The sequence below is a fragment of the Siccibacter turicensis LMG 23730 genome (genome assembly GCF_000463155.2).
In the GTDB taxonomy this organism is placed as follows: domain Bacteria; phylum Pseudomonadota; class Gammaproteobacteria; order Enterobacterales; family Enterobacteriaceae; genus Siccibacter; species Siccibacter turicensis.
In genome coordinates, this window is the sequence record NZ_AWFZ01000050.1 from 315,817 (window position 1) to 339,435 (window position 23,619).

The window sequence follows — 23,619 nt, forward strand, 5'->3', positions numbered from 1 at the left end:
GCGAAAATGAGGTGCGAATCGCAATCCACTGGTAATGGAGGCGAGCGACGCGAATTTCAATCCAGGCTGCGGGTAAGCGATGCGTAAAGTTTTTTGCGGTGAGCCATTTCACAGATTAATAAATGTAATGAAATTGTTGTCATAATAAGTGATCCAGATTACTGCATTTCGCTATCATCAGCATATGATCGTGGATATCAGAGCGATTAAGGAAATAATCGTCGGTCTGACTCCAGCATAACCACATAAATACTGAGTATTTAGTGTATTCATCGGCAGCTTGAAAAAGAAGGTTCACATGTTAAACAACATTCGTATCGAAGAAGATTTGTTGGGTACCAGGGAAGTTCCAGCGGATGCCTACTACGGTGTACACACTCTGAGAGCGATTGAGAATTTCTACATCAGCAACAGCAAAATCAGCGACATCCCTGAGTTTGTCCGTGGCATGGTGATGGTGAAAAAAGCCGCGGCGCTGGCCAACAAGGAACTGCAAACCATTCCGAAGAAGGTGGCCAACGCGATTATCGCAGCATGTGATGAAGTCCTGAACAACGGCAAATGCATGGATCAGTTCCCGGTAGACGTTTACCAGGGCGGTGCAGGGACTTCCGTGAATATGAATACCAACGAGGTGCTGGCTAACATCGGCCTTGAGCTGATGGGCCACCAGAAAGGCGAGTACCAGTATCTCAACCCGAACGACCACGTTAACAAGTGCCAGTCCACGAACGACGCCTACCCGACCGGCTTCCGCATCGCGGTGTACGCCTCGATTCTTAAGCTGATGGATGCGATCAACCAGCTTGGTGAAGGCTTCCAGCGTAAAGCGGTGGAGTTCGAAACCATTCTGAAGATGGGCCGCACCCAGTTGCAGGACGCGGTGCCGATGACCCTCGGTCAGGAGTTCCACGCGTTTAGCGTGCTGCTGAACGAAGAGACGAAAAACCTGCTGCGCACCGCGGAGCTGCTGCTGGAGGTTAACCTCGGCGCAACCGCGATCGGCACCCGTCTGAATACGCCGGACGGCTACCAGCAGCTGGCGGTGCAGAAGCTGGCGGAAGTCAGCAATCTGCCGGTGGTCCCGGCCGAAGACCTGATCGAAGCAACCTCCGACTGCGGTGCCTACGTGATGGTGCACAGCTCCCTGAAGCGTCTGGCGGTGAAGCTGTCGAAAATTTGCAACGACCTGCGTCTGCTCTCCTCCGGCCCGCGCTCCGGCCTGAATGAAATCAACCTGCCGGAACTGCAGGCGGGCTCCTCTATCATGCCGGCGAAAGTGAACCCGGTGGTGCCGGAGGTGGTAAACCAGGTGTGCTTCAAGGTGATCGGCAACGACACCACGGTCACCATGGCGTCTGAAGCGGGCCAGCTGCAGCTGAACGTGATGGAGCCGGTGATTGGTCAGGCGATGTTCGAGTCCATCCACATCCTGACTAACGCCTGCTATAACCTGCTGGAAAAATGCGTCAACGGCATCACGGCGAACAAAGACGTGTGCGAAGGCTACGTCTACAATTCCATCGGGATTGTGACCTACCTGAACCCGTTCATCGGCCACCACAACGGCGATATCGTCGGGAAAATTTGTGCCGAAACCGGGAAAAGCGTGCGCGAAGTCGTACTTGAGCGTGGTCTGCTCTCTGAAGCCGAGCTTGACGATATCTTCTCAGTGCATAATCTGATGCACCCGGCGTACAAAGCGAAACGTTATACCGATGAAAGCGAACAATAACAGCACAGGTTAAACGCAAAAAAAGGCACGTCCATCGGACGTGCCTTTTTCGTTTCAGGCGTCTACGAATTCACAACATTCAGTTATCTATTAATTAACTCACTCACAAGGAAGCATTTATGATAGTCGTTGAACTCGTCATCGTTTTGTTGGCGATCTATATCGGCGCCAGACTCGGGGGGATAGGTATCGGTTTCGCCGGCGGTCTCGGTGTTCTGGTGCTTGCCGCAATCGGGGTCAAACCGGGCAATATCCCCTTTGACGTTATTTCCATCATTATGGCGGTGATCGCCGCGATCTCTGCCATGCAGGTGGCCGGTGGGCTTGACTATCTGGTCAACCAGACGGAAAAGCTGCTGCGTAAGAACCCTAAATACATCACTATCCTTGCCCCCATCGTCACCTACTTTCTCACCATCTTCGCCGGGACAGGCAACATCTCGCTCGCCACGCTGCCGGTGATTGCCGAAGTTGCCAAGGAGCAGGGCATCAAGCCGTGCCGTCCGCTGTCAACCGCGGTTGTCGCCGCGCAGATTGCTATCACCGCCTCACCGATTTCGGCAGCGGTGGTCTATATGTCCTCGGTCATGGAAAACCACGGCGTCAGCTACATTCATCTGCTGTCGGTGGTGATCCCCTCCACGCTGCTGGCCGTGCTGGTGATGTCATTCCTGGCGTCGATGCTGTTCAACTCGAAGCTTTCCGACGACCCGGTATACCAGAAGCGTCTGGAAGAGGGGCTGGTTGCCCTGCGCGGCGACAAGAAAATCGAGCTCAAGTCACGCGCCCACGCCTCGGTGTTCCTGTTTTTACTGGGCGTTGTCTGCGTGGTGATTTACGCGATTATCAACAGCCCGAGCCTGGGTCTGGTTGCCACGCCGCTGATGAACACCACCAGCGCAATCCTGATCATCATGCTGACCGTCGCCACCCTCACCACCATTTTCTGCCATGTGGAAACGGAAGCGATCCTCAACTCCAGCACCTTCAAAGCCGGTATGAGCGCCTGTATCTGTATCCTCGGCGTTGCCTGGCTGGGTGATACCTTTGTCTCTGCCAATATCGACTGGATTAAAGCGACCGCGGGCAGCGTGATTCAGGGCCATCCGTGGCTGCTGGCGATAATCTTCTTCTTCGCCTCGGCGCTGCTTTACTCCCAGGCCGCCACGGCAAAAGCGTTGATGCCGATGGCGCTGGCGCTGAACGTTTCTCCGCTCACCGCCGTCGCCTCCTTCGCGGCGGTATCCGGCCTGTTTATCCTGCCCACCTACCCGACGCTGGTCGCGGCAGTGCAGATGGACGATACCGGCACCACCCGCATCGGACGCTTCGTGTTTAACCATCCGTTCTTCATTCCGGGAACGATGGGCGTTGTGCTGTCCGTCTGCTTCGGCTTCCTGCTGGGCAGCGTGCTGCTGTAAGTCAGTAACCGCAGGTGACAAAAAAGCGGGCCGGCGCAACGGCCCGTTTCCTCCCCCGCCGCGCCACCCATGTTATAGTGCCTTTTTTCGCCGCTACGAGGTTGCTATGACCCAGCCTGATGCCGTTGTAATCCTCTGTACCGCTCCCGATGAAGCCACAGCCCAGGAGCTGGCCGCTAAAATGCTGGCCGAAAAGCTTGCCGCCTGCGTGACGCTGCTGCCGGGCGCGACATCGCTCTACTACTGGGAAGGAAAGCTGGAGCAGGAGTATGAAGTGCAGATGCTGCTCAAAAGCGACACGTCCCGGCAGGAAGCGCTGCTGCGCTGCCTGAAAAACCTCCACCCGTATCAAACCCCTGAACTGCTGGTATTGTCGGTTCTTCACGGAGACAGTGACTATCTCTCATGGCTCAACGCATCCTTACGCTGATCCTGCTGTTATGCAGCACCCCGGCATTGGCCGGGCTGTTTGACGCCCAGCCCAAAAGCCAGTATCTGCCCGCCGATCGGGCATTTACGTTTGATTTTATCCAGCAAGAGCACGACCTGACCCTAAGCTGGCGCATCCACGACGGCTACTATCTTTATCAGAAGCAGATAAGCGTCGTGCCGGCGCAGGCCGAGCTCGGCCCGCTGGCGCTGCCGCCGGGTACGCCGCATGAAGATGAGTTCTACGGCAAAAGCGAAATCTATACCCGCCAACTCCAGCTGCCGATCGACATCCGCCGCGCCGCGCCCGGAGCGTCCCTGAAGGTGACCTACCAGGGCTGTGCTGCCGCCGGGTTCTGCTACCCGCCGGAAACCAAAATCGTGCCGCTCAGCGCGGTCGCGCCAGCCGCGGAGACGCCCCCGGCTCCGCCCGCGCCTTCTGAACGCGTTCAGGGCGACCACGCGCCCGCGCCTCTGCCCTTCTCCGCCCTGTGGGCGTTGCTGATTGGGATTGGCATTGCCTTTACGCCGTGCGTTCTGCCGATGTACCCGCTGATCTCCGGCATCGTGCTCGGCGGCCAGCAGCGTCTCACCACCGGCCGGGCGCTGCTGCTGGCCGTTGTCTACGTGCAGGGCATGGCGCTGACTTATACGGCGCTGGGCCTGGTGGTTGCCGCCGCCGGGTTGCAGTTTCAGGCCGCGCTCCAGCACCCTTACGTACTTATCGGCCTGTCGATCGTCTTTGTGCTGCTGGCGCTGTCGATGTTTGGCCTGTTCACGCTTCAGCTCCCGTCCGCGCTTCAGACCCGGCTGGCGCTGATGAGCAACCGCCAGCGCGGCGGCTCGCCGGGAGGCGTATTCGCGATGGGCGCGATTGCCGGACTGATCTGCTCCCCCTGCACCACCGCCCCGCTGAGCGCCATCCTGCTCTACATCGCCCAGAGCGGTAATCTTTGGCTCGGCGGCGGGACGCTCTATCTGTATGCCCTCGGCATGGGGCTACCGCTGATACTGGTGACGGTATTCGGTAACCGCCTGCTGCCCAAAAGCGGGCCGTGGATGGAAAAAGTCAAAGTCGCCTTTGGCTTTATCATCCTCGCCCTGCCGGTCTTCCTGCTGGAGCGCGTGGTGGGCGAACCCTGGGGGATGCGGATGTGGTCGGCGCTTGGCGTCGCGTTTGCCGCCTGGGCGTTTATCGCCAGCCTGAGCGCAACCCGCGCCTGGCTGCGCGTGGTGCAGATCCTGCTGCTTGCCGCCGCGGTGATCGCCGCCCGCCCGCTTCAGGACTGGGCCTTCGGCACCGCCCCCACCCAGAACCACGCCGCGCTGGCCTTCACCCGCATCGCCAGCGTCGACCAGCTGAACGCTGCGCTGGCGGCGGCCAAAGGCAAGCCGGTGATGCTCGATCTCTACGCCGACTGGTGCGTTGCCTGCAAAGAGTTCGAGAAGTACACCTTCAGCGATCCGAATGTGCAGCGTGAGCTGCGCGACACCGTGCTGCTGCAGGCGGACGTCACGGCCAACAACGCGGCGGATCGTGCGCTGCTAACCCACCTGCGCGTGCTGGGCCTGCCGACCATTTTGTTCTTCGATGCCCACGGGCAGGAGCAACCGGACCAGCGCGTGACCGGTTTTACCGACGCGGAGGCGTTTACCCGTCATTTGCAGAAACGTGAACGGTAAACGACACTCTATGTGGAATACACGACCTGATAAGATGGAGGAACAGTCTGTGGAACGCGAAGCAGTTCTGGACCAGGCTCTGCAACTCCTTGAACAACAAGGACTCTCCAGCACGACACTGGATATGGTAGCGGCACGCGTCGACTATCCGCTGGAGGCGCTGCAGCGCTTCTGGCCTGACAGTGAAGCGCTGCTCTATGACGCCCTGCGTCATCTCAGCCAGCAGGTGGATGCCTGGCGTCGTACCCTGCTGCATGACGAGACACAAACGCACGAGCAAAAGCTGCTGGCGCGCTATCAGGCGCTTACCGAGTGCGTCACCCGTAACCGCTATCCCGGCTGCCTGTTTATTGCCGCCTGCACCTTTTTCCCCGACCCCGAGCATCCGATTCATCAGCTGGCCGACCAGCAGAAGCGCGATGCGTTTGCGTTCAGCCACCAGCTGCTGAGCGAGCTGGAAGTGGATGACCCGGCGATGGTGGCAAAGCAGATGGAGCTGGTGCTGGAGGGCTGCCTGAGCAGGATGCTGGTCAATCGCAGCCAGACGGATGTCGATACCGCCCGTCAGCTGGCAGAAGATATTCTGCGTTTCGCCCAGTGCCGCAAAGGCGGGGCGCTGACCTGACCCTGCCGACTCTGGCAGTATAGTTATACCCCTGATACGCATATACTCCGTCCGATTTTATTCATAAAAAGGACTTTATATGCGTATCCTGCCGAAGGCCTTGCTGGGACTTTTGTTCAGCGCTTCGCTTCACGCTGCCCCGCTCGTGGGCATTCAGTTTCAGCATAACGACTGGGAAATCGCCTGCGATAACACCGGTACCTGCCGTGCGGCGGGGTACGGGGTCAACGAGGGTGAAGTCAGCGTATTACTGACACGTCACGCCGGACCGCATGCGGAAATCATCGCTCAGGCAGTCTTTGCCGATGAGATTGACGACCCCGACTCACTCACGCCCACCTCGCTGTTCATTGATGGCACTTCCCGTGGTGAACTGGAGTCCGGAAGAACCGGTTATCTGCAACTCACCTCCACCCAACGTGATGCGCTCCTTCAGGCCCTGCGCCAGAGTGGCCGGATTGAATTTGGCAGCAACACGCGCCGTCTGGCGCTCTCCTCCGCAGGCTCAGACGCCGTACTGCTGAAGATGGACGATTTTCAACAGCGCATCGATACCCGGAGCGCTCTGATACGGCCGGGAAAACGCAGCAACGATACGGTATTACTGCCCCGCCCCCTGCCTCTGGTGGTCAGCTATCCCACCCTGGCGAACGCGAAATCGGTCGCCCTGACGCCTGCCGAACTGGCGAAGGTTGAGCCGCAGCTGCGGGAAAAATTCGCCGCGGAGTGCGATCTTGTGCAGGAGGAACAGCGGCAGCCGTGGATGAAAACGCCGATCGATGACAAGCATGTCACGCTCACTACGCTGTGCTGGCGCGGCGCCTATAACGAAAGTTTTGCCGTCTGGTTCACCGACAATACGCTCAGCGCGCCCCCGCGGTTTGTCACCAGCGATGCCAGCGACTTTACTGACGGATTCATATTCTCCTCGCACAAAGGGCGCGGCATGGGCGACTGCTTTTCCGCTGAAAGCCGTCACTGGGATGGCGAACGCTTCGTCAGAAGTAAGGCGATTACCTCAGGCATGTGTCGCGGCATGGCCGCCGGTGGCGTCTGGATCCTGCCGACGCAGGTCAGCGTCTTACGCAAGAAAGCGGATGTTGATGTCGACAAGGCGGCGCTGAAAATCCTGCACGCCGCACTGGAGACGCTTCAGGCTGAAGGTACGGTCAGGGCGCTGGCGCAACGCTTCCCGGTAAAAGCCCTGCAGACTGACTTTACGCTTAACCCCGACGCACCCGACCGCAAACCGTCAGCCGCGATAAGTGACGCCGAGTGGCAGGCGTTCGTTAACTCGAAAATCGTGGTAGATAGTTCAGCCGAAAACATCAGTTTTACGCTGGTAGATCTGGATAACGACGGCAAGCGCGATCTCATCGTTCACAGTTATGAGGGAGGTACCAGCCTTTATGATTACACCGGAGTGCGCAGAAACGATGGCAACCAGTTCTCCGTTGTCGATTCGCGGTTTAACGCCAACCACGACATGTGGCCAATGTCCGGCGTGCTGTTCTCTACTGCCGGACGCGGTGCCGACCAGGAAGGGCAATGGCTGGAGATAAACGGCCAGATCTATGCCCTGGTGCGCGACGGCGTATTTGGCTCAGACACGTTCTGGCTACTGCGCCCCTTCACTGACACCACGCATGCGCCAGCGGTAACGGTGCGTTATCACTACGACCTGCGTCTCTCATCCGGCGATGATGCGCCTTCAACGCTGACACCAGACGAACAGAACGACCTGATGGCCGAACTGGAGCGTGTCCAGCAGTCGCTTAATCATGACAAACCGCTCCGTGCGGCAGATACCCCGGTCTGCCCGGTCCCGCCCGGTACCCCCGCTGACGCGTTAATCTTCTATTCCGCTGGCCGTCCGGTAACCTATGCTGAACAGGTTGCCATGCTGCCCGCCTGGCACAACGGCTCGTGCTATGTTGGCACACTGATTTACCTGTATGACTACTCATCTGAGAGCGGCATAGAAGGTTTCCTGACCTTCGATTCACCTCGTCAGGACAACAAAGCGCCAGAGGGATTTACCTTATCCGGTACACGTCGCATAACGGGCATGGAAGCGGGATGGAAAGCGTATGCCAGCGACGCGTCAGAGGAGTAAATATTGTGCATTTTGAGGACAATTACGCCTGAATTGCCGCAATGTTGAGCAAACAAACCGTGGATGGGGAAAACCTCGTTGACGCCACTCACGGATTAAGGTTTAATTCGCCCCGTTGCCCGGATAGCTCAGTCGGTAGAGCAGGGGATTGAAAATCCCCGTGTCCTTGGTTCGATTCCGAGTCCGGGCACCACTCTTTAAAGAACCCAGCCTATGGCTGGGTTTTTGCTTTCTGGCGTACGGACACTCTACCCTACGGCTTTCAATGCCCCGCTCTCACAATGTTCACCAGCCAGCGTTACGCTGCATCATCCTCAATACACTTCATGCCATCCGCGGTGCGCACCCAGCGCGGGGCTTTCATTTCTGCAGTGAAATAGTTGATCAGGTCGTACAGCAATCCGCTCAGCTGTGTTTCCATCTCCGGGGATAACGCCTGCCCTGCCAGCAGATGCGTCAACGTGAGGCAGTAGCGGCATAGCTGGGTGCAGTCCGGATCGAAACGCGGGGTGCGAACGGGAAGCGACTCCACCGTCAGGCTGTCTACCAGGTGCGCAGGTACCGGATCGAGTAACGTTGGTTCCAGCACCGACAGGCATGCATAGAGCCTGCCGCAAAGCGCCATTTTTAATGTCGGATCGTCGCTCTCCATCAGGGTTTCGACAAACTGCTCGCAGTGGTCGGCAAGGAGAGTGAAATCCGTGGTCGCACTGAAAGGTACGGTGAGTAACGGATGAGTCGGGGTGAGGGTCGTAGCCATAGTGGCAGCCTCCTGTAACGGGATAAATTCCCGCCACCTGAGAGGCTAATCTCATGTGGTGGCGGAACCGGACGAGGTTAGCCTTACCGGCGTTACAGGGAACCGGCGCGTCTTTCGACGCCCTCGCCCGGTCCGCCATTGAGATGCGGCCGTGCGCACGACACAAAGATAGCTTGTGTCGCCTGTAACAATACTTCAGGAGGCTAATCCCGGCACCTGATTTTGCAGGTGCGAGCGCACAATAGCGCTAACCGTTACTGGCGGCAAGCGACGTCGCGCCCGAAAGCGAGGCAAGATGCGAATCAGGAAACCGCCTCGCAAAACCCTGCAAAAACCCTTTCTGCTTTCCGGTTTTTAAGATTGAATACCGAGCGCAGCAGGCGTACCATTTGTACGGAAAATTACCGTACAAAATCGCCATCGGAGACGCCTTACTATGCCTGCTCAAAAGACCCAGCGAATCGATCTGAGGCTTAGCATGGAGGATAAAAGCATGATTGAAGAGGCCGCAGCGATGACCAACCAGACCGTCACCCAGTTTATGCTTAACAGTGCCTCGGAACGGGCCGCGGAAGTCATCGAACAGCATCGGCGCATCGTGCTTAACGATGCATCGTGGGAGCAGGTAATGGATGCCATCAGCAATCCTCCGATCCCTGTCGCAAAACTGAAGCGTGCTGCCAGACGTCTTAAGGATCTGGAGTAAGCCATGCCCGGTCTGACAATTGAGATCCTGAGGGATGATGTTTGCTACGACACCACCGCCTTTGATTGCGGTGACGCGACGTTAAACACTTTTCTGACCGAACATCTGAAACGGCAGCACGACAGCAGATTTTTCCGGGCTTACATTTTGCGCACACGCGATGAGGCCGCCAGGGTATGCGGGTTTTACACCCTCTCCGGAAGTAGTTTTGAGAAAGCACACCTCCCCTCCAGAACACAGAAAAAACGCGCGCCGTACCGCAATGTTCCTGCCGTCACGCTCGGGCGCCTGGCCATAGATCATCACCTGCAAGGAGAGGGCTGGGGATCGACGCTGGTCAGCCACGCAATGAAAGTGGTTTACCAGGCCTCGCTGACGGTGGGGGTCCACGGCATGTTTGTTGATGCGCTAAATGAGAAAGTGCGTGATTTCTACCTGAGCCTCGGGTTTATTCCGCTCAGCGGCGACAACAGCTGCGTGGTATTTTATCCGGTGACCGCAATGGAAGCGCTGTTTGTTGCAGGAAAATAGAGTAATTCAGAGATAAGCGAGAGTAAAGTATTAAACCGCAGCCCTTGAATTACTCTTCTCATTCAAATTTTCAGCGCATTAACCAGCACGGTACATATTACCTTGTTAAACTCTTGATGCCTGATGACTGACTATTCATATTCCAGACGCAATATCGCTCTTGCTGTAAAAGGACCTTCTTTCAATTCTGCACCTGCCTTCTGTACCAGTACCGCCTCAAGTCTGGGTAAATTTTCCGCATTTACTGGCCATCGGGCATTCATCATCATAGGAACGTCATCCATTAATAATTGAACGCCAAAATCTGCTTGTTGGTCAGATGTAACGGTAGAGAGCATGGGATCGAAAGCGGCTTTATTTCCCATATAGGATAGGGTCATTGACCATGCCTGATTACTTTCTTCGCACTCGATATCTAATTCTACGGGCTGGCGGTAAATACCGTCAGGTACTTTCTTTATGCTGACCTTATCCCCAAAAGAGATATAAATGGTGTTACCCCCATTAATCGTGCATGCGGGTGGTTCTATCAGCGTTCCTGTCAGCTCCAGATTCAAATCATCTGCTGCCTGACTACTTTCTACGAAGCTGAAACCTATAAGAACCATCAGTAAAACAACAAATAGCCCTAAAAACTCGATCAACAGATTATGTTCAGGCTGCTTTTTCATTATTGATACTCCACAACCAGAGAGGCAAGAATACGAAAAGCGCCGCCTTTTAAAGTAGTTTCTTTTTGTCTTACGGGTACCGCATAGATTTCAGGAAGCGCTGGCCACTTGAAATTAATTTTTTCATCCAGCCCCATACGCGTTTCGCCATGATAAAAGGCTATACCGAAGTTCGCTTGATTGCTTGCCAGCGCATCCGGATCGAAAGCAGTAGCGGCACCAGAGATGCGTACAGCCTGCAAGTTAGAAACTGCACTGGAACAATCAACGGTAAAGATGACGGGTTTTTTATAATTTATCCCATCCACGCGCGTAGTCATCACATCATCACCAAAATGAACGGTGATCAGTTCATTATCATTCACGGTGCAGGGCGGTGCTTCAATCAACATGCCATGAAAGCTGACATCCGCATCAGCGAGCACCAGCATGCTAAACGGCATAACCAGCACGAGCGGTAATAAGTATCGTGCGATCATAATGCTAGTTCCTTACTGATAAGCGATAACCATCGTTGCTGTCCCTGTAAAAGGCCCGGCGGTAAGAGTGGTATTATCTTGCGCAACTGGCACAGCATAAAGCAGTGGTTCAGAACCATAATTGAATTTAACCTGCGCCCCCGGGAGCAATATTGTGCTACCGTCAAACAGTCGAATACCCAAATCTGTTTTACTGGTTTTGAGCAAGCCAGCATTAAATGACGCAGTCGTGCCACTTATGGCTAGCGTTAGTCCTTGCTTTGCGGGCGATACACAGTAAAGCGTATATTCGATCTGCTTTTTATAGTTAACACCATCAACCTGACTGGTAATGATATCGTTGCCAAAATCAACATCTATCATATCATTGGTGTTAATTACACATTGCGGCGCGCTGATCAGCGTTCCATGAAACGTGATGATGGCATCGGCTAAAGCCACGCGTGAGATCATACACAGCAATATCACTGTACCTATCATTTTTATCCTAAAAAAAATAATGGCTTTCATTTTTCCCCTTTTTTATTGGTAAGCAATAATCATCGTGGCAGTACTGGTAAACGGGCCGGTGCTCAAGGAAGTATTATTTTGCGCGACAGGTACTGCATAAAGCACAGGTGGGGCAGTATAATTAAATGCTATTGCCGCGCCTGGGGTAATCGGATTATTTCCATTGTAAAGCAATATACCCAGCCCAGCATTTGATGTTTTTATCAACATCGAATTAAACGTCGCGGGCGTGCCGGAAATGGTCATTTTCATCCCCTGTTGTGCCGGATTAGTGCAGATCAGATAATAATTGAGCTCTTTTTTATAGTTTATCCCGTTCACCTGAGTAGTGAGTATATCATTACCAAAATCTACATCGATGACATTATTACTATTCACGATGCATTGCGGAGCATCAACCAGCGTACCGGTGATATAGACAGTGCTGGTATCGCCATCTGAAACAGCCAAAGATTCTGCGTTAAAAAAAATAAGAAGGATAATACCCACAAGACTTGAAAGCCTGGCACGGTAAGTCATCGCTGTGTTCCTTATTCAGGTATTCACTAATGTGTTATTTATCCTTTATCTCGTTCAGGGATTGAGGCTCATCAATAACACGAGTTTGGCTATTCTCAGGCGGTGAGATAATTTTTCCAGCTTTGCAAAGCATGCCCGCGCAGGTAAAAGACAGCAGGCGCTGACTTCCATAGTCGTTAACGAACATTAATACGGGTGCATTACCCACTTCAGAGACAGGTGTCTTAATAGCCGCCGTGCTTTTAGGTGCAACCATCACTGCTTCAAAATTATCCAGCCCCTGACCTGTCAAAGATTTGCGTATTTCAACAAATGAGAAATGATAGGGCGTCGGGTTATTAATAATGTACTGATTGTCCTGCCTGGTAAGTGAAAGGGTTTGAGTTCCGGGTACCGTATCAGCGTTTGCATCAACCTTTAACGAATCCGGCCGCCAGAACACTTTCAATCGGGTCTGCATAGCCAGAACCAACACATTCGGTTTAGTCGATTTTGGTGGAATTTCGCGCAGGTTAAAATAGAACACGCTTTCCCGATCTTTGGGCAAACTCGAAATTTCCGGTAGTGGCTGGATGCGCATCAGGGTTTTAGCCCCTGCTTCCACGCGCTGAACCGGTGGTAATACCATCAACGGGCCGCTAAGCTTTTGTTCTTTTTCATCTTCCATCCAGCCCTGAGCCAGATAAGGTTCACGTTCATTACGGTTTGTTACATTGATGCTTACCGATTTATCGCTCTCATTCATGATCAGCCGCGAGCGATCAACGGTTAATGCTGCTCCCGCCGTGGAGCAGGCGCTGGCAGCCAGTAAGACGGTCAGCAGCCCGAAGTAAATTGTTTTCATATCAGCCTCTTAATCATATTCCAGCGTAAAGCTCACGACGGATTCAAAGGCACCTTCCCGGACGTTTGAATAGTCACTGCTTTGTACAAAAGCGCGGTAATTGAGGATGGTTTCCTCCCCGGTAAGGGGAACAGGTTTCATCGTCTTCGCCGGTTCCACGGCATTACCGTCACTATCTTCGAGCGCAATCGCAACGCCCTGCGCATCGCCAGTCACCGCAAAGGCTCCCGGCTGGTCATTCGCTTCGGTCCCATTGAAGGTCACCGCCACGTTGTTACCCGCCGTCAGGTCGCACTCGATAAGCCGGATTCGAAACGGCTCGGCGATAGAGCGGGTGTGATTGCTAAAGGTTTTCTTCACCACGGTGCCGAAATCCACCGTCTGATCTTCCGACCCGGTATCGACCACACACGGATCGGCAATCAGCGTGCCGCTGTATTCCACGTTGGTATCAGCCAACCCGCCCAGGCTGACTATGACAGTGGCAAGCCCGAGCGCCACACGGATGTTACCGTTCATCATTCGTACTCCAGCCCGATGTTGATCACTGCCCGGTAGCTGCCCAGTACCAGCGGTTCTGCGGTGCGACTTAGCTGCGCCAGCAACATCAGATCGTTGCGGCCCGGCATCAGGATCTGCGGCCAGGAACGTTCGCCGGGAATTAGCCTACGGTGCGCAGAATCTTCCAGGTGGAGACCTACGCCCTGGGCGTCGCCATGAACCCGGAACAAGCGATGATCGCTCGGGTCTTCCTCACCGATAACGTTCATAAACACCACGGGTTGCATTGGGATAAGCGTTACGTTGTTGCCATGTTCAGGACTACGGACGCTACTATCCAGCATGCAGTCTTCCAGCGTCAGGTGCACAGCGATCGGCTGCGAGCGGTCGCCGGGTTGGTGAAGACGAAACTGCGGCACCGCGTTCATTACAATTTCCTGCTCAGCGGAATCCGTGGACAAGTGGCACGGGGAGTTATACAGCGCAGCACGCACCAGCAGCCCACCGTTCATTCCTTCCACGTTCCAGTTGTCACCGTCAGCCCCCGCCGCCAGCACACCGGCAGCCAGGATCCACAGCACCAGCGTGGTTACTGGAAAATAACCTCGTCTGCGATAGTTCATGCCCCCTCCCGGGTTAATTACGCTTTGCTGGCCGGTAAAATGCTTTTGCAGATATCCCCGCTACAGCGGTATTCCAGCGTCGGCTTGCCGCCGAAATCATTAATTGTGGTGACATACGGCGTCGAAGTAGAAATAGTTTTCACCGTGGCACTCGATTTCGGTGGAATCATTACCGGTTTAAAATCGTGATCGATTTTTTTCGCGGCACCGGAAATGGATATTACCGTCATGTAATAGGGCGTCGGGTTTTCAATTCTGAAGCCGCCGCTGACGCGATGCAGAATTAACTGATCGTCCCAGCGCGTAAAACGCTCTGGCATAATTGCCGCCGGGCGGTAAAACAGCTTAATACGCGTCTGAAGCGCGACCTGTAATACGTTTGCGCGATCGCTTTTCGGTGGTACTTCCCGCACGCTAAACCAGTACACGCTCTCACGGTCCTGTGGTAACGACGCGGTGTCTGGCAGAGCATTAATACGTACCATACTTTTCTTGCCCGGTTCCACGCGCTGTACCGGCGGCGTAACCATGAACGGCGAGCTGATCTTTTTCCCGTCTTTGTCTTCAAGCCATGCCTGAGCCAGATAGGGCTTCTGTTTATTCTCGTTTGTAACCGTTAATGAAATGCTTTTTTCATTGCCGGGGAATATAGCCCGGGTACGGTCAAGAGCAATTGCGGCCCAGGACGATGTGCTGGCGGATAATACGCTGGCCAGCAGCAGCAGTTTCAGAGGTAATGACATGGTTAACTCTCTCATCATAATGAATGGCCGCGACGTTCCCTTACAGTGATACTCTTTACAGCGCACCACTTGCCGGTGTGCAGGGTAATAACAGCCGCGCCACGGAAATATTATTGGGTATCACCACCTGGCAGAATGGTTCGCCGCTGGTTTTTACCGTCAGGGTTTCGCCCGGATTAATCCCACTGAGCCAAGACAGCCCGCCGTCGCTAACGATGCCCACTTCACGATCTTTGCCGTTGCGCACGCTGGCCCCGAACGGCGGGTGACTGCCGTCAGCCATATTCAGCACCGCGACCACTTTTGCCCCTTTCAGTACGTCGAAGCGGCGGAAACCGATAGCCCCCTCGGTGAGCACGGCTTCAGCAACCGGTGAACCGGCGGCCTCAATGTCGTCCGGCAGCTTGTTGACATCGATCGCAGTGGTGCTGCGGTAGTAGCTGGCAAAGTCCGGCACCACGGCAATCCCAAAGCTGTTGGTGTGCTGGTTGCGGTCGACGGGAACATCGCCAACACCGTCAGTGCTGATCAACATTCGGGTACCGCCACGCCCGCCGCCCGGATGTAGCGCCGCGCCTTTGGTGGTGGCGGTTAGCCCGCCCGAGAGTGACAGCCCGGCGGAGGTGTAACCGTTCTGGGTCCAGTAAAGGTTGCCAGACATATCGGCGTAGTCGCCGCGGTGGGTGTAGTACCCGCTGGCTTGCGTCGCTAACCCCTCGCCGTTGCCGCTGCGCGTCCCAGCCTGGAGGCGGTAGCTGTCGCCGTCATCCAGGCGTTGATACCAGCCCGCGGTCTGGGAGTAACGCCCGTTATCCCAGTTGCCGTTGTAGCTTGCTGAACCATTGCCAAACGGCATACTGAAGGACAGATAAGCTGAGTCATCCCGACGTCCATAGTATTCGCTGCGCGTAGCACTGAGGGTCGCTGACAGGTTACGGAAGTTACCGACATCGAAATACTGGCTCACCGAAAGGCTGTAGCGGTCATTATCCTTGCGGTCCCAGTAGGTCTGGTGGCTCCAGCTTAAGTACGCTGACATCCGCCATTCCGGGAAAGATTTGTTCGCGGTGACGGTGTACAACTCTTTATCGTGTCCGATAACGCCGCCGTGATAGCGGGCGTCCAGGTATTCACCCATCGACAGATAATCCTGCTCCGAGAAACGGTACCCGGCGAACGTCACCTCACTGTTGTAATCATCGAAGCGTTTGGAGTAGCTCAGACGCCAGGATTTGCCCTGTAGTGTCTGGTTGTCCACCTTCGCCACCGACTGGGTGACGTCCGCCGACAGGGCGCCAAGGGCAAACAGATCGCGACCAATACCCACCGACAGGGCGTTATAGCGCCCGGCAGCAATCCCGCCGCCATACAGCGACCAGGCGTTGGATACCCCCCAGGAAAACTCACCGGTGGTAAAATTCGGCCCCTGCATATGATGCTGATAGTTGCTCGGACGACCGGCCGCCAGTTTGTAACGCAGCTGGCCGGGGCGCGTCAGATACGGCACCGACGCGGTATCCACCTGGAAGGTCTGTACGCTACCGTCTTGTTCCTCCACGCGCACGTCGAGACGCCCGCTGACCGCATCGCTGATGTCCTGAATGCGGAACGGGCCGGAGGCGACCGTAGTCTGGTAGATCACTCGCCCCTGCTGGCTGACTGTCACTTTAGCGTTGGTGCGGGCAATACCTGTCACTTCCGGCGCGTACCCGCGCAGCTTTGGCGGCAGCATACGGTCATCGCTGACCACCGACAAACCGGTAAAACGCCAGCTATCGAACAGATCAGAGGTGAGATAGTCTTCCCCCAGCGTCAGTCGCGCCTTCATATCGCGCAGCGTGCGGTAGGCATACAGGCGGCTCCAGTCAAAGTTATGCTGGCTGCTGCCGCCCACGCCGGTGGTGTGGGCATAATTAGACTGCCAGTCGCCGCGCAGACGCCACGGTCCGATATTTGCGCCGGCGGTACCGCTGCCGCTCACGCTCTGGGACTGATGCCCGCTGCTCGGCTGGGTCACGTTGCTGTTGAGGTTATAGTCGAACAGCAAGCCGGGAATACCGTCCTCCCAGCGCGACGGCGGCAGCCAGGAAGCGTCCTGATACTCCATCCAGCTCTGCGGCAGGCTGATTAACAATGAAATGTCCGATAAATCGCCGCGTACCGTCATGCCGTCGAGCGCGCTGAAATCCGCGCACTGACCATCATGCCACCACGCCAGCTTGTCCTGGGCGGCGTCGGTAAGCCCCAGTAGCGCAACGCTCTCTGCTGTCAAACAGGCCTCAACGGGAACTTTGTCTCCATTCTCCCCGGTTTTTTCTGGCCGTTCATAGAACGCAATATCACTATCTTTTACGGCGTGTTCATTAACCTTAACGCTCAGATTATAAGTGCCGGGCATAACAAATCCCGCCTCGGAAAAACGCGACAGATCGATATTCTCTTTATCTTCGGCATCCATAATGTCGGTATTAAACTCGACGGCATATACTGGCATTTGTATGCCAAGCAATGCCATAAGAATATATACCGACAAACGATGTCGACGTGCAAAATAAGAGTTTTTCGAACTCATGACGCTGTATCCCAGATAATATTTGGCTACTGCTTTAAGGACATAATCAATAGTCAGCCTGCTTTGTTAAATAAACTGACTATTGATAAGTCACCATAAAACGCACTAATGACGACACCTCGCCAGCAGAAAGTGGCTTGCCGTTATTAACTAAATGTAAGTGGTATTTCAGATCCATTTCTTTACCGGTTAATTCAACAGGGGGTAACGCCTCGCCACTGACAGCCTGGTTTCCCGTATCATCAGTAATGGCCAATGCCACACCCGTACCCTCTCCTTTCATAGCAAACAAATCAGGGTGCCCCTGGTCCGGCATGCCGGCGAAAGTAATCTGGGTTGATTTCCAGAACTGACCGTGCTTTTTGCCGAGTTCGCAATTGAGTAAATGGATATAGAAAGCTTTACTGCTGCGTTTGCCTGCGGAAATATCCCTCAATGGGATATTACCAAAATCAATTTCTTGCCAGACATCATCCGTAGCAATCGCGCAGGCAGACTCAACGATTTCGCCCCTCATTTTTACATGCCCGAATCCCTGATGCGGCTTCGAAAACGTGACGCCGGGAGACAGTACGACAATAATTAACAGTATCTTCATCCACATAATCATTACCAGATAAAAGCTGACCGTTACCGGCCAGCTTTGTGGCTATTACTCGTAATCCATGGTGAAGTTAGCAACGGACTCGAAATCACCGGTGGTGATAGTGTCGCTGATGCCTTTCAGATAGGCGGTGAAGCCGAGTGACGGATTAGTACCGGTCAGTTTATACAGGCTGGACGGCGTACCCAGATCAACCACTTTGCCACTTTCATCTTCAATCGCGATACCTGCACCAGCGGCTTCACCGGTCAGACCCAGCAGCTTTGCGTCCAGTGTAGAAGCGGTACCAGAGAAAGTGACGCTTACGCTATTACCGATGGTGTTACCGTCATCGTCAGTACCAAATTCGCAGTTTTCCAGATCGATGGTGAAAGATTTCGGTGCAGAAGTACCGCCATCTTTCAGCGTATGGGCAGCGACCTGACCCAGAGCAACGGTCTGATCTGCTGATTCCGGCGTGATGGAGCACGGTGCATCGATGATGCTACCGGTGAAGGTTACTTTGCCGTGCCCCTGGTCTGCGGCGTTGGCACCAGCAGCAACCATCCCCATGGTTAAAATAATAGCGGACGCGAGTTTATTGATTTTCATTAAATAAATCCTTTATTAAAGTAGTAAAGAGTCATACATGTTTCATCAGGAAATATTCACGCCCGATGAACGAGATATATAATATCAAAGCAAACTAAATATATGCCGTTCATACACCCACACCGATGATTACGATATTAGTTATCGATACCCAACCACCAAAATATCGCTGCGACACGCCTTATCGCAGCGATAACATTTATTAGTGATTTATATCGTGGGCGAACCAGAGTCCCGCCATTCATTTTTAAACAAAGCCTAAATGAAATACGCTTACGCACTGACATAGCCAACTTTGATTGTGGTTTTTTGTCAGCCTGTAGCCCTATTGAAAGAGGCTACATGCAGTTTTCCGTTGCCTCTTCAATGAACGTCATACCGTGCGTCATAATATTTCCGTGTACGTTTGCTATCACACGAGCTGCACCTGGATGCTGGCTGGTAAGCGTCACGGTGGACTTGCCATCTGGCCCGGTATCAGTTGAGTATGCTGAGAGAGAGCCCAGACTGGTGCTCCACTCAACAACTTCTCCAGCGAGTGGTTGATGGTTTTTGTTGTTAACGCTCAACGTGAGTGTTACCGCGTCGTTTCCGTTAGCCTGGGCGCAGTGTCGGCCCTGTAAAAACAAGACCAGATATTCATAAAAGTTGACATGCTGCTGAGCAGATTCGCCCGATGCGATGCTCGCGGTAACGTGTGCCATGCCCGGTTTATCACTAACCAGTGAGACGGTCGCGACACCTTCATGATCTGTCACTGCAGAAGCTGCTGATAACATACCGAGGTTGCTTGCCCAGAAGATCGTCTCTCCTGCGACTGGAGAACCATCCTTAGTAGTGATCTTCGCCCTGAACGTAACATTATCGAAGCTATACCCGCTAGCCGCGACGCTAGTTTGGTTTGCCTCTAATGCGATGCGATACTCATTTCGGTGCACGAAGTTTACTTCAGGCGCAGAGACGGACTGTTGGTCGGCTGTCGCTACGACATGAGCACTCCCAGGCACATGGCTCCTTAGTCGGACGCGTGCTTTTCCAGCGCTATCAGTCAAAACAGAATGAACACTTAGCTCCCCTGTATCGGTTTGCCAGGTAACAGGGATCTCACTGCTTGATTTACCATCTGCGCGTATTAAGGTTGCGGTATAAGCAATTTCATCCTTTCCATCCGCCAGTGCCTGGGTTTTATCTGGTTCGACAGTCATGTTGCTATTCTCTGCCACAGCGTAAACGAGGGTCTGCGCGCGATTAGACCGGTTTCCATCACTATCAATGGCGGTGCCGTAGAGTTTGATCGCTTCTCCCGGTATAGCCGGAAGTAAGATGGTGATGCTTTTATCACTAACGTTAATCACTTTTCCCCCCGCCGCTACCAGCGCCGTATCATCCAGCTCTACCTTCGCGATACCTCGTTTTGCCATGATGACCGGAACAAAAGTGAATTCAGTTGCGGGTCCAGCATGTATCTCATCCGGGAATCGCAACGAAAGTATATCCTGACGGCGATAATCCATTACCAACGTATTGTTACGGCTAACAAGCTCAAGTTGATTGTTCGCATAATAATGCTGCTTCAAATGGTTATCTGTTCGCAACTGCTGCTCCAGATTCAGCCCGACTCGCCATGTGAGATTAATATTGAAAAAAGTATCAGGGCTGTGAGCACGTTGCTGCTTTCTGTCTATACCCGCAGTGAATAGCGGCATTGGCGAGTAGCGCAGACCCAGTGTCGTCGCGTAAGGATTTTTCCCCCGTTGCGAAAATGAAGTTAGCGTCGCCTGTTCGCCATAATACTGTTCATACACAAAACGCCATCCCAGTGAAGGCCACTGAGGAACCCATCCTTCGAGGCGAACATCCCAACCGTCAGCGGGTTTTTCATCATAGCCATACTGCCGATGTGAATGACGCCAACCTGTCACCGCTTGATAAAGGTTTACTGATAGCGTCGCATTATCCAGCCAGCCTTCAATACCCACCCCATAGCGTTGATGGTGCTCATGCCAGCCAACGTCATAAAAAGCGTTATAACCCAACATCCAGTCGGCGAAAAACCAGCGCTGACCAATACCTGCATTAGCAGTTAACGGCATATCGCTATCGTGTAGACCCCACTGGGTAAAAATGAGGTTTCTGTCGACATGATATAAAGGAAGAAGCAAATCGATAGAAGATGCCTTTAATGAAAATGCTGACGTACTACGGAGATCGACACTCGCGGTACCGAACTCATTAAGCCATTGGGTCAATGCATTACTTGTACCAAAAGTAACCATTTCACTTATGAGCCTGTTACCATCGTTGTGCTCGGCATATGAACGCTTCTGCATCAAAAACGTCGTATCCGTGTGCGGTTCTGTTTGTGCTGCAAGATCAAATGCTCTGTCAGATGATATCGCTCCCTTACAACCCATCATAAATATCAAAAACAGTACCCATCCAGCGTATGGCTTTCTCAAAATAAAACGCATAGTTAACTTCTCGCATCGTTAATACAAGTACATTTGGTGAGGGGGGATTCTCTTCACTGAGAGTATTCCCTCATGATTTGCGCGGATAAAAACTAGCAAAAAGACAGAGAAAGACTTAACCCGGCACTGCTTTTCCGAATATGCATTTAACCTTCGTTTAAACTAACTGAATATCAACAAGAATTGATTTAGAACATACTTAATCATTAAAAAAGCGCGGCATAACACGATAATCAATATTGATAATTTATGCATCAACCACGCGATAGATTATCAGGATAACATCCCCAATACGATGCATAATAATATTCACACTTCATTTGCAGAGTAAATATCTGACATATTTCCTTATAAAAGCACCCAATCAATATAAAAATCTCAGCAAATTATATTGCAAAGTGAATTTTGTTCAAAAAAGACACGACTCAACGCTTTTTTTCGTAAAAGAAATGAAACATTTATACACCCTGCTTAACAGTATTATGCAGAAAGCATCGTGTATCGACCAGTTTGTCCATAGTTACAACCATGATCAATATCAAAGAGTTAACAAGCCCGTACAGAGTAACTTTAACGAAAGTGTTACGTCTCATCTTTTAATACGTGGTAAAGGAACGTTAATATCATATGAAATGGTTTATTATAGATTGTGTTGCATGTCCGATAACCTGCACTTTTTTTTCAGCGCTTGTTTCTGAAAAAAATAATAAAATGGTTATGTGGAGCGCCAATCATAAATTACTAAATTTTGAAGATACACTTTTCATTTCTCACAACAACCAGGTTATAGATTCCCGAAACAAGGCTTTAGATATATTGATGCTCAGGCCATTCCGATCGGAGCTATGGAAAACTATCTATAACGGAATAGAATGCCCGGGGGATAGACGTCAGCGTGGCAAGCTGTGCGGATATCAAAGGAGATGTAATTTTAAACGATGCCCATATGGCCTGGTTACCGTCAAAAAAACGTACTAATTTTTTATAAAAACCACATGCACGTGTCATAAATAAAAACACAACTTATCCCGGCATAGTATTTTTACAAGCAAGAGCCAGCGTGACGCTAATTATGCATGGTATACACCATGCATAATTCATTAGGGGCATATAGCTTATTGTAGTATTGAGCAGCTAAGTACCGGCGAAAACGCATTTCCGATAAGTAACACGTTATTATTCAGGTGCCATATCCTGAATATTCGGCCTTCACGTTCAGCGCCTAGTATATAGTGATTAACCCGGTCGCCTTCAATGTTATCCGCACCCGTCCTCTTTATCTCAATAAGATTAGCTCTGACAATTCCCTTCGCCAGGTCGACGGTTTCATACCTGAACCATAGTTCTCTGCTCATATGGTAACGCTTGCCGTCTTGCGTAACTGAACCATCCACAGCCATAAAGATTTTATTATTATTGAAAAAACTAATGGTAATATCGCTCACGTTTTTTAATAACATGCGGTCATGCTGCACCTCAGTGCTGAACCCACCAACACACGTAAAGGTGACACGATTATCATCGTATTTATTCCAGAACAAATAGGCTAGCGCAATACAGGCCAACAGGATTGCAATAGCGTTAACCTTTTTCATATCATTCCTCCTCCACATTGTAATAAACGCTATAACAGTCATATTGCCCGGCATCAGTTTTAATACATTTAAGCGTAAAGGCGCGATAATTGCTGTTGGATACCGTATTTTTCGATAAATAAAATGTGGTCTGTGCAGGATTTTCACATTTTAAGCCATTAACAACCTGCATAAAATACCCGCTATCATCAAGGTAGTCATCACCCGCACCGCGCACTGATAATTTTCTTACGTCACATCCTTGAAAGTTATTTATTTTAGTGGTGTGTAACAGCGGAATCTGTTTGGGATCAATGCTCGTCTCGGACACATGATAGAAAAATAAAAATTGGGTAAGCGCTAATACTACCGGAAGAAAAAGCAATACAGTACCCAGACGGGCAGTATAATTTTTAATAACATTTTTCTTATTTACACTGTCAAGCGGAGGCTCACTTTCAGACGTTACGTTCTCGTCCTGCAGAGGCTCGATTAACACGCTGTCACTGATCATAAAGCCAACCCGCGGGACCGTCGTGATCACCTCATTATCTATACCTAATGTGGCAATTTGCTTTCTTAAAACGGACACGTTTTGATTCAGATTATTATTGGTTGCATGTGCGCCGTTAGCATCAAAGATTTTTTCAAAGATTTCATTGCGGGATACAGCAAAGCCCTGATATTCAATCAGCAATGACAGAAGCTGCGCATGGGTTACAGAGATAGCAACATCATCCGCGGTCTGAGCATGGATCAGACGGCAGGATGCGCTATCAAAAACCACCCACTTTTCGATCAAAAATTTCATCCCCGTCTACTCCCTATGATGAAGAATCAACCTTAGCTCAGCACAAAAACATTAGTCAGATATTTTAATTAGCATAAAAAACCAATAAAAAGCTAATTTC

At 52.3% G+C, this 23,619-nt stretch carries 23 protein-coding genes and 1 tRNA gene; 9 read left to right on the forward strand and 15 right to left on the reverse strand.

Features of this window, described 5'->3' with window-relative positions; all coding sequences use genetic code 11:
- The first annotated feature begins 298 nt into the window (after nucleotides 1-298).
- The 7 genes from aspA (at nucleotide 299) to DW58_RS17415 (ending at nucleotide 8,202) form a co-directional block, all read left to right on the forward strand.
- A complete protein-coding gene (gene aspA / locus DW58_RS17385) occupies nucleotides 299-1,735 on the forward strand; it encodes an aspartate ammonia-lyase (RefSeq protein ID WP_024547686.1) in 1,437 nt (478 codons plus the stop codon).
- Between the two features lie 119 nt (nucleotides 1,736-1,854).
- Nucleotides 1,855-3,156, forward strand: coding sequence for an anaerobic C4-dicarboxylate transporter (locus DW58_RS17390; RefSeq protein WP_024547685.1), 1,302 nt, complete (start codon nucleotides 1,855-1,857; stop codon nucleotides 3,154-3,156).
- Between the two features lie 106 nt (nucleotides 3,157-3,262).
- Complete coding sequence (gene cutA / locus DW58_RS17395) at nucleotides 3,263-3,586, forward strand: divalent cation tolerance protein CutA (protein WP_024547684.1); 324 nt, start codon at nucleotides 3,263-3,265, stop codon at nucleotides 3,584-3,586.
- Nucleotides 3,562-5,268: a protein-disulfide reductase DsbD gene (locus DW58_RS17400; protein ID WP_024547683.1), complete on the forward strand. Its 1,707-nt coding sequence runs from the start codon at nucleotides 3,562-3,564 to the stop codon at nucleotides 5,266-5,268. The genes cutA and DW58_RS17400 overlap by 25 nt, the downstream gene beginning before the upstream one ends.
- 49 nt (nucleotides 5,269-5,317) lie before the next feature.
- Nucleotides 5,318-5,893 carry a transcriptional regulator gene (locus DW58_RS17405; RefSeq protein ID WP_024547682.1) on the forward strand — a complete coding sequence of 192 codons (576 nt, stop codon included), beginning with the start codon at nucleotides 5,318-5,320 and terminating at the stop codon, nucleotides 5,891-5,893.
- Between the two features lie 79 nt (nucleotides 5,894-5,972).
- A complete protein-coding gene (locus DW58_RS17410; RefSeq protein WP_024547681.1) occupies nucleotides 5,973-8,009 on the forward strand; it encodes a DUF1176 domain-containing protein in 2,037 nt (678 codons plus the stop codon).
- A gap of 117 nt (nucleotides 8,010-8,126) precedes the next feature.
- Nucleotides 8,127-8,202: transfer RNA gene (locus tag DW58_RS17415), tRNA-Phe, on the forward strand.
- Between the two features lie 105 nt (nucleotides 8,203-8,307).
- Here DW58_RS17415 and DW58_RS17420 read toward each other — a convergent pair.
- The gene (locus DW58_RS17420; RefSeq protein WP_024547680.1) at nucleotides 8,308-8,769 is read right to left on the reverse strand and encodes a hypothetical protein; all 462 of its coding nucleotides are present in this window, start codon (nucleotides 8,767-8,769) and stop codon (nucleotides 8,308-8,310) included.
- Nucleotides 8,770-9,205: 436 nt separating this feature from the next.
- Here DW58_RS17420 and DW58_RS17425 point away from each other — a divergent pair, with 436 nt between their 5' ends.
- Both DW58_RS17425 and DW58_RS17430 read left to right on the forward strand, forming a co-directional pair.
- Entirely contained in the window at nucleotides 9,206-9,475 is a 270-nt protein-coding gene (locus DW58_RS17425; RefSeq protein ID WP_024547679.1) for a type II toxin-antitoxin system TacA family antitoxin, read from the forward strand.
- A gap of 3 nt (nucleotides 9,476-9,478) precedes the next feature.
- Nucleotides 9,479-10,006, forward strand: a complete 528-nt coding sequence (locus DW58_RS17430) for a GNAT family N-acetyltransferase (RefSeq protein WP_029696496.1) — start codon at nucleotides 9,479-9,481, stop codon at nucleotides 10,004-10,006.
- 131 nt (nucleotides 10,007-10,137) lie between these two features.
- On the opposite strand, the gene DW58_RS17435 is transcribed toward DW58_RS17430, so the two are convergent.
- From DW58_RS17435 to DW58_RS17500, 14 genes are all read right to left on the reverse strand, one after another.
- Nucleotides 10,138-10,677, reverse strand: coding sequence for a fimbrial protein (locus tag DW58_RS17435; RefSeq protein ID WP_024547677.1), 540 nt, complete (start codon nucleotides 10,675-10,677; stop codon nucleotides 10,138-10,140).
- Nucleotides 10,677-11,156, reverse strand: coding sequence for a fimbrial protein (locus DW58_RS17440; protein WP_024547676.1), 480 nt, complete (start codon nucleotides 11,154-11,156; stop codon nucleotides 10,677-10,679). Before DW58_RS17440 ends, DW58_RS17435 begins: the two co-directional genes overlap by 1 nt.
- Nucleotides 11,157-11,168: 12 nt before the next feature.
- On the reverse strand, nucleotides 11,169-11,666 hold the full coding sequence (locus tag DW58_RS17445) for a fimbrial protein (RefSeq protein WP_024547675.1): 498 nt from the start codon (nucleotides 11,664-11,666) through the stop codon (nucleotides 11,169-11,171).
- 12 nt (nucleotides 11,667-11,678) lie between these two features.
- Complete coding sequence (locus tag DW58_RS17450) at nucleotides 11,679-12,185, reverse strand: fimbrial protein (RefSeq protein ID WP_024547674.1); 507 nt, start codon at nucleotides 12,183-12,185, stop codon at nucleotides 11,679-11,681.
- Nucleotides 12,186-12,219: 34 nt separating this feature from the next.
- Nucleotides 12,220-13,029 carry a fimbrial biogenesis chaperone gene (locus tag DW58_RS17455; protein ID WP_024547673.1) on the reverse strand — a complete coding sequence of 270 codons (810 nt, stop codon included), beginning with the start codon at nucleotides 13,027-13,029 and terminating at the stop codon, nucleotides 12,220-12,222.
- Between the two features lie 9 nt (nucleotides 13,030-13,038).
- Nucleotides 13,039-13,551, reverse strand: a complete 513-nt coding sequence (locus DW58_RS17460) for a fimbrial protein (protein ID WP_024547672.1) — start codon at nucleotides 13,549-13,551, stop codon at nucleotides 13,039-13,041.
- Nucleotides 13,548-14,153, reverse strand: a complete 606-nt coding sequence (locus tag DW58_RS17465; RefSeq protein ID WP_024547671.1) for a fimbrial protein — start codon at nucleotides 14,151-14,153, stop codon at nucleotides 13,548-13,550. The genes DW58_RS17460 and DW58_RS17465 overlap by 4 nt, the downstream gene beginning before the upstream one ends.
- A 17-nt stretch (nucleotides 14,154-14,170) precedes the next feature.
- The gene (locus DW58_RS17470) at nucleotides 14,171-14,911 is read right to left on the reverse strand and encodes a fimbrial biogenesis chaperone (protein WP_024547670.1); all 741 of its coding nucleotides are present in this window, start codon (nucleotides 14,909-14,911) and stop codon (nucleotides 14,171-14,173) included.
- Nucleotides 14,912-14,951: 40 nt separating this feature from the next.
- The gene (locus DW58_RS17475; RefSeq protein ID WP_081706627.1) at nucleotides 14,952-17,468 is read right to left on the reverse strand and encodes a fimbria/pilus outer membrane usher protein; all 2,517 of its coding nucleotides are present in this window, start codon (nucleotides 17,466-17,468) and stop codon (nucleotides 14,952-14,954) included.
- A gap of 79 nt (nucleotides 17,469-17,547) precedes the next feature.
- The gene (locus tag DW58_RS17480) at nucleotides 17,548-18,066 is read right to left on the reverse strand and encodes a fimbrial protein (protein ID WP_024547668.1); all 519 of its coding nucleotides are present in this window, start codon (nucleotides 18,064-18,066) and stop codon (nucleotides 17,548-17,550) included.
- Between the two features lie 54 nt (nucleotides 18,067-18,120).
- The gene (locus DW58_RS17485; protein WP_024547667.1) at nucleotides 18,121-18,663 is read right to left on the reverse strand and encodes a fimbrial protein; all 543 of its coding nucleotides are present in this window, start codon (nucleotides 18,661-18,663) and stop codon (nucleotides 18,121-18,123) included.
- Nucleotides 18,664-19,001: 338 nt separating this feature from the next.
- Nucleotides 19,002-21,134 (reverse strand): inverse autotransporter beta domain-containing protein, encoded by a 2,133-nt coding sequence (locus DW58_RS17490; protein WP_024547666.1) that lies wholly within the window; start codon nucleotides 21,132-21,134, stop codon nucleotides 19,002-19,004.
- A gap of 1,115 nt (nucleotides 21,135-22,249) precedes the next feature.
- Nucleotides 22,250-22,729: a hypothetical protein gene (locus DW58_RS17495; protein ID WP_024547665.1), complete on the reverse strand. Its 480-nt coding sequence runs from the start codon at nucleotides 22,727-22,729 to the stop codon at nucleotides 22,250-22,252.
- A gap of 1 nt (nucleotide 22,730) precedes the next feature.
- Nucleotides 22,731-23,519, reverse strand: a complete 789-nt coding sequence (locus DW58_RS17500) for a winged helix-turn-helix domain-containing protein (RefSeq protein WP_024547664.1) — start codon at nucleotides 23,517-23,519, stop codon at nucleotides 22,731-22,733.
- Nucleotides 23,520-23,619 lie beyond the last annotated feature (100 nt).

Bases quoted from the DNA above. Each gene is read 5' to 3' on its own strand.
- aspA (WP_024547686.1), top strand. From the start codon at position 299: ATGTTAAACAACATTCGTATCGAAGAAGATTTGTTGGGTACCAGGGAA.
- DW58_RS17390 (WP_024547685.1), top strand. From the start codon at position 1,855: ATGATAGTCGTTGAACTCGTCATCGTTTTGTTGGCGATCTATATCGGC.
- cutA (WP_024547684.1), top strand. From the start codon at position 3,263: ATGACCCAGCCTGATGCCGTTGTAATCCTCTGTACCGCTCCCGATGAA.
- DW58_RS17400 (WP_024547683.1), top strand. From the start codon at position 3,562: ATGGCTCAACGCATCCTTACGCTGATCCTGCTGTTATGCAGCACCCCG.
- DW58_RS17410 (WP_024547681.1), top strand. From the start codon at position 5,973: ATGCGTATCCTGCCGAAGGCCTTGCTGGGACTTTTGTTCAGCGCTTCG.
- DW58_RS17420 (WP_024547680.1), bottom strand. From the start codon at position 8,769: ATGGCTACGACCCTCACCCCGACTCATCCGTTACTCACCGTACCTTTC.
- DW58_RS17425 (WP_024547679.1), top strand. From the start codon at position 9,206: ATGCCTGCTCAAAAGACCCAGCGAATCGATCTGAGGCTTAGCATGGAG.
- DW58_RS17430 (WP_029696496.1), top strand. From the start codon at position 9,479: ATGCCCGGTCTGACAATTGAGATCCTGAGGGATGATGTTTGCTACGAC.
- DW58_RS17435 (WP_024547677.1), bottom strand. From the start codon at position 10,677: ATGAAAAAGCAGCCTGAACATAATCTGTTGATCGAGTTTTTAGGGCTA.
- DW58_RS17440 (WP_024547676.1), bottom strand. From the start codon at position 11,156: ATGATCGCACGATACTTATTACCGCTCGTGCTGGTTATGCCGTTTAGC.
- DW58_RS17445 (WP_024547675.1), bottom strand. From the start codon at position 11,666: ATGAAAGCCATTATTTTTTTTAGGATAAAAATGATAGGTACAGTGATA.
- DW58_RS17450 (WP_024547674.1), bottom strand. From the start codon at position 12,185: ATGACTTACCGTGCCAGGCTTTCAAGTCTTGTGGGTATTATCCTTCTT.
- DW58_RS17455 (WP_024547673.1), bottom strand. From the start codon at position 13,029: ATGAAAACAATTTACTTCGGGCTGCTGACCGTCTTACTGGCTGCCAGC.
- DW58_RS17460 (WP_024547672.1), bottom strand. From the start codon at position 13,551: ATGATGAACGGTAACATCCGTGTGGCGCTCGGGCTTGCCACTGTCATA.
- DW58_RS17465 (WP_024547671.1), bottom strand. From the start codon at position 14,153: ATGAACTATCGCAGACGAGGTTATTTTCCAGTAACCACGCTGGTGCTG.
- DW58_RS17470 (WP_024547670.1), bottom strand. From the start codon at position 14,911: ATGAGAGAGTTAACCATGTCATTACCTCTGAAACTGCTGCTGCTGGCC.
- DW58_RS17475 (WP_081706627.1), bottom strand. From the start codon at position 17,468: ATGAGTTCGAAAAACTCTTATTTTGCACGTCGACATCGTTTGTCGGTA.
- DW58_RS17480 (WP_024547668.1), bottom strand. From the start codon at position 18,066: ATGAAGATACTGTTAATTATTGTCGTACTGTCTCCCGGCGTCACGTTT.
- DW58_RS17485 (WP_024547667.1), bottom strand. From the start codon at position 18,663: ATGAAAATCAATAAACTCGCGTCCGCTATTATTTTAACCATGGGGATG.
- DW58_RS17490 (WP_024547666.1), bottom strand. From the start codon at position 21,134: ATGCGTTTTATTTTGAGAAAGCCATACGCTGGATGGGTACTGTTTTTG.
- DW58_RS17495 (WP_024547665.1), bottom strand. From the start codon at position 22,729: ATGAAAAAGGTTAACGCTATTGCAATCCTGTTGGCCTGTATTGCGCTA.
- DW58_RS17500 (WP_024547664.1), bottom strand. From the start codon at position 23,519: ATGAAATTTTTGATCGAAAAGTGGGTGGTTTTTGATAGCGCATCCTGC.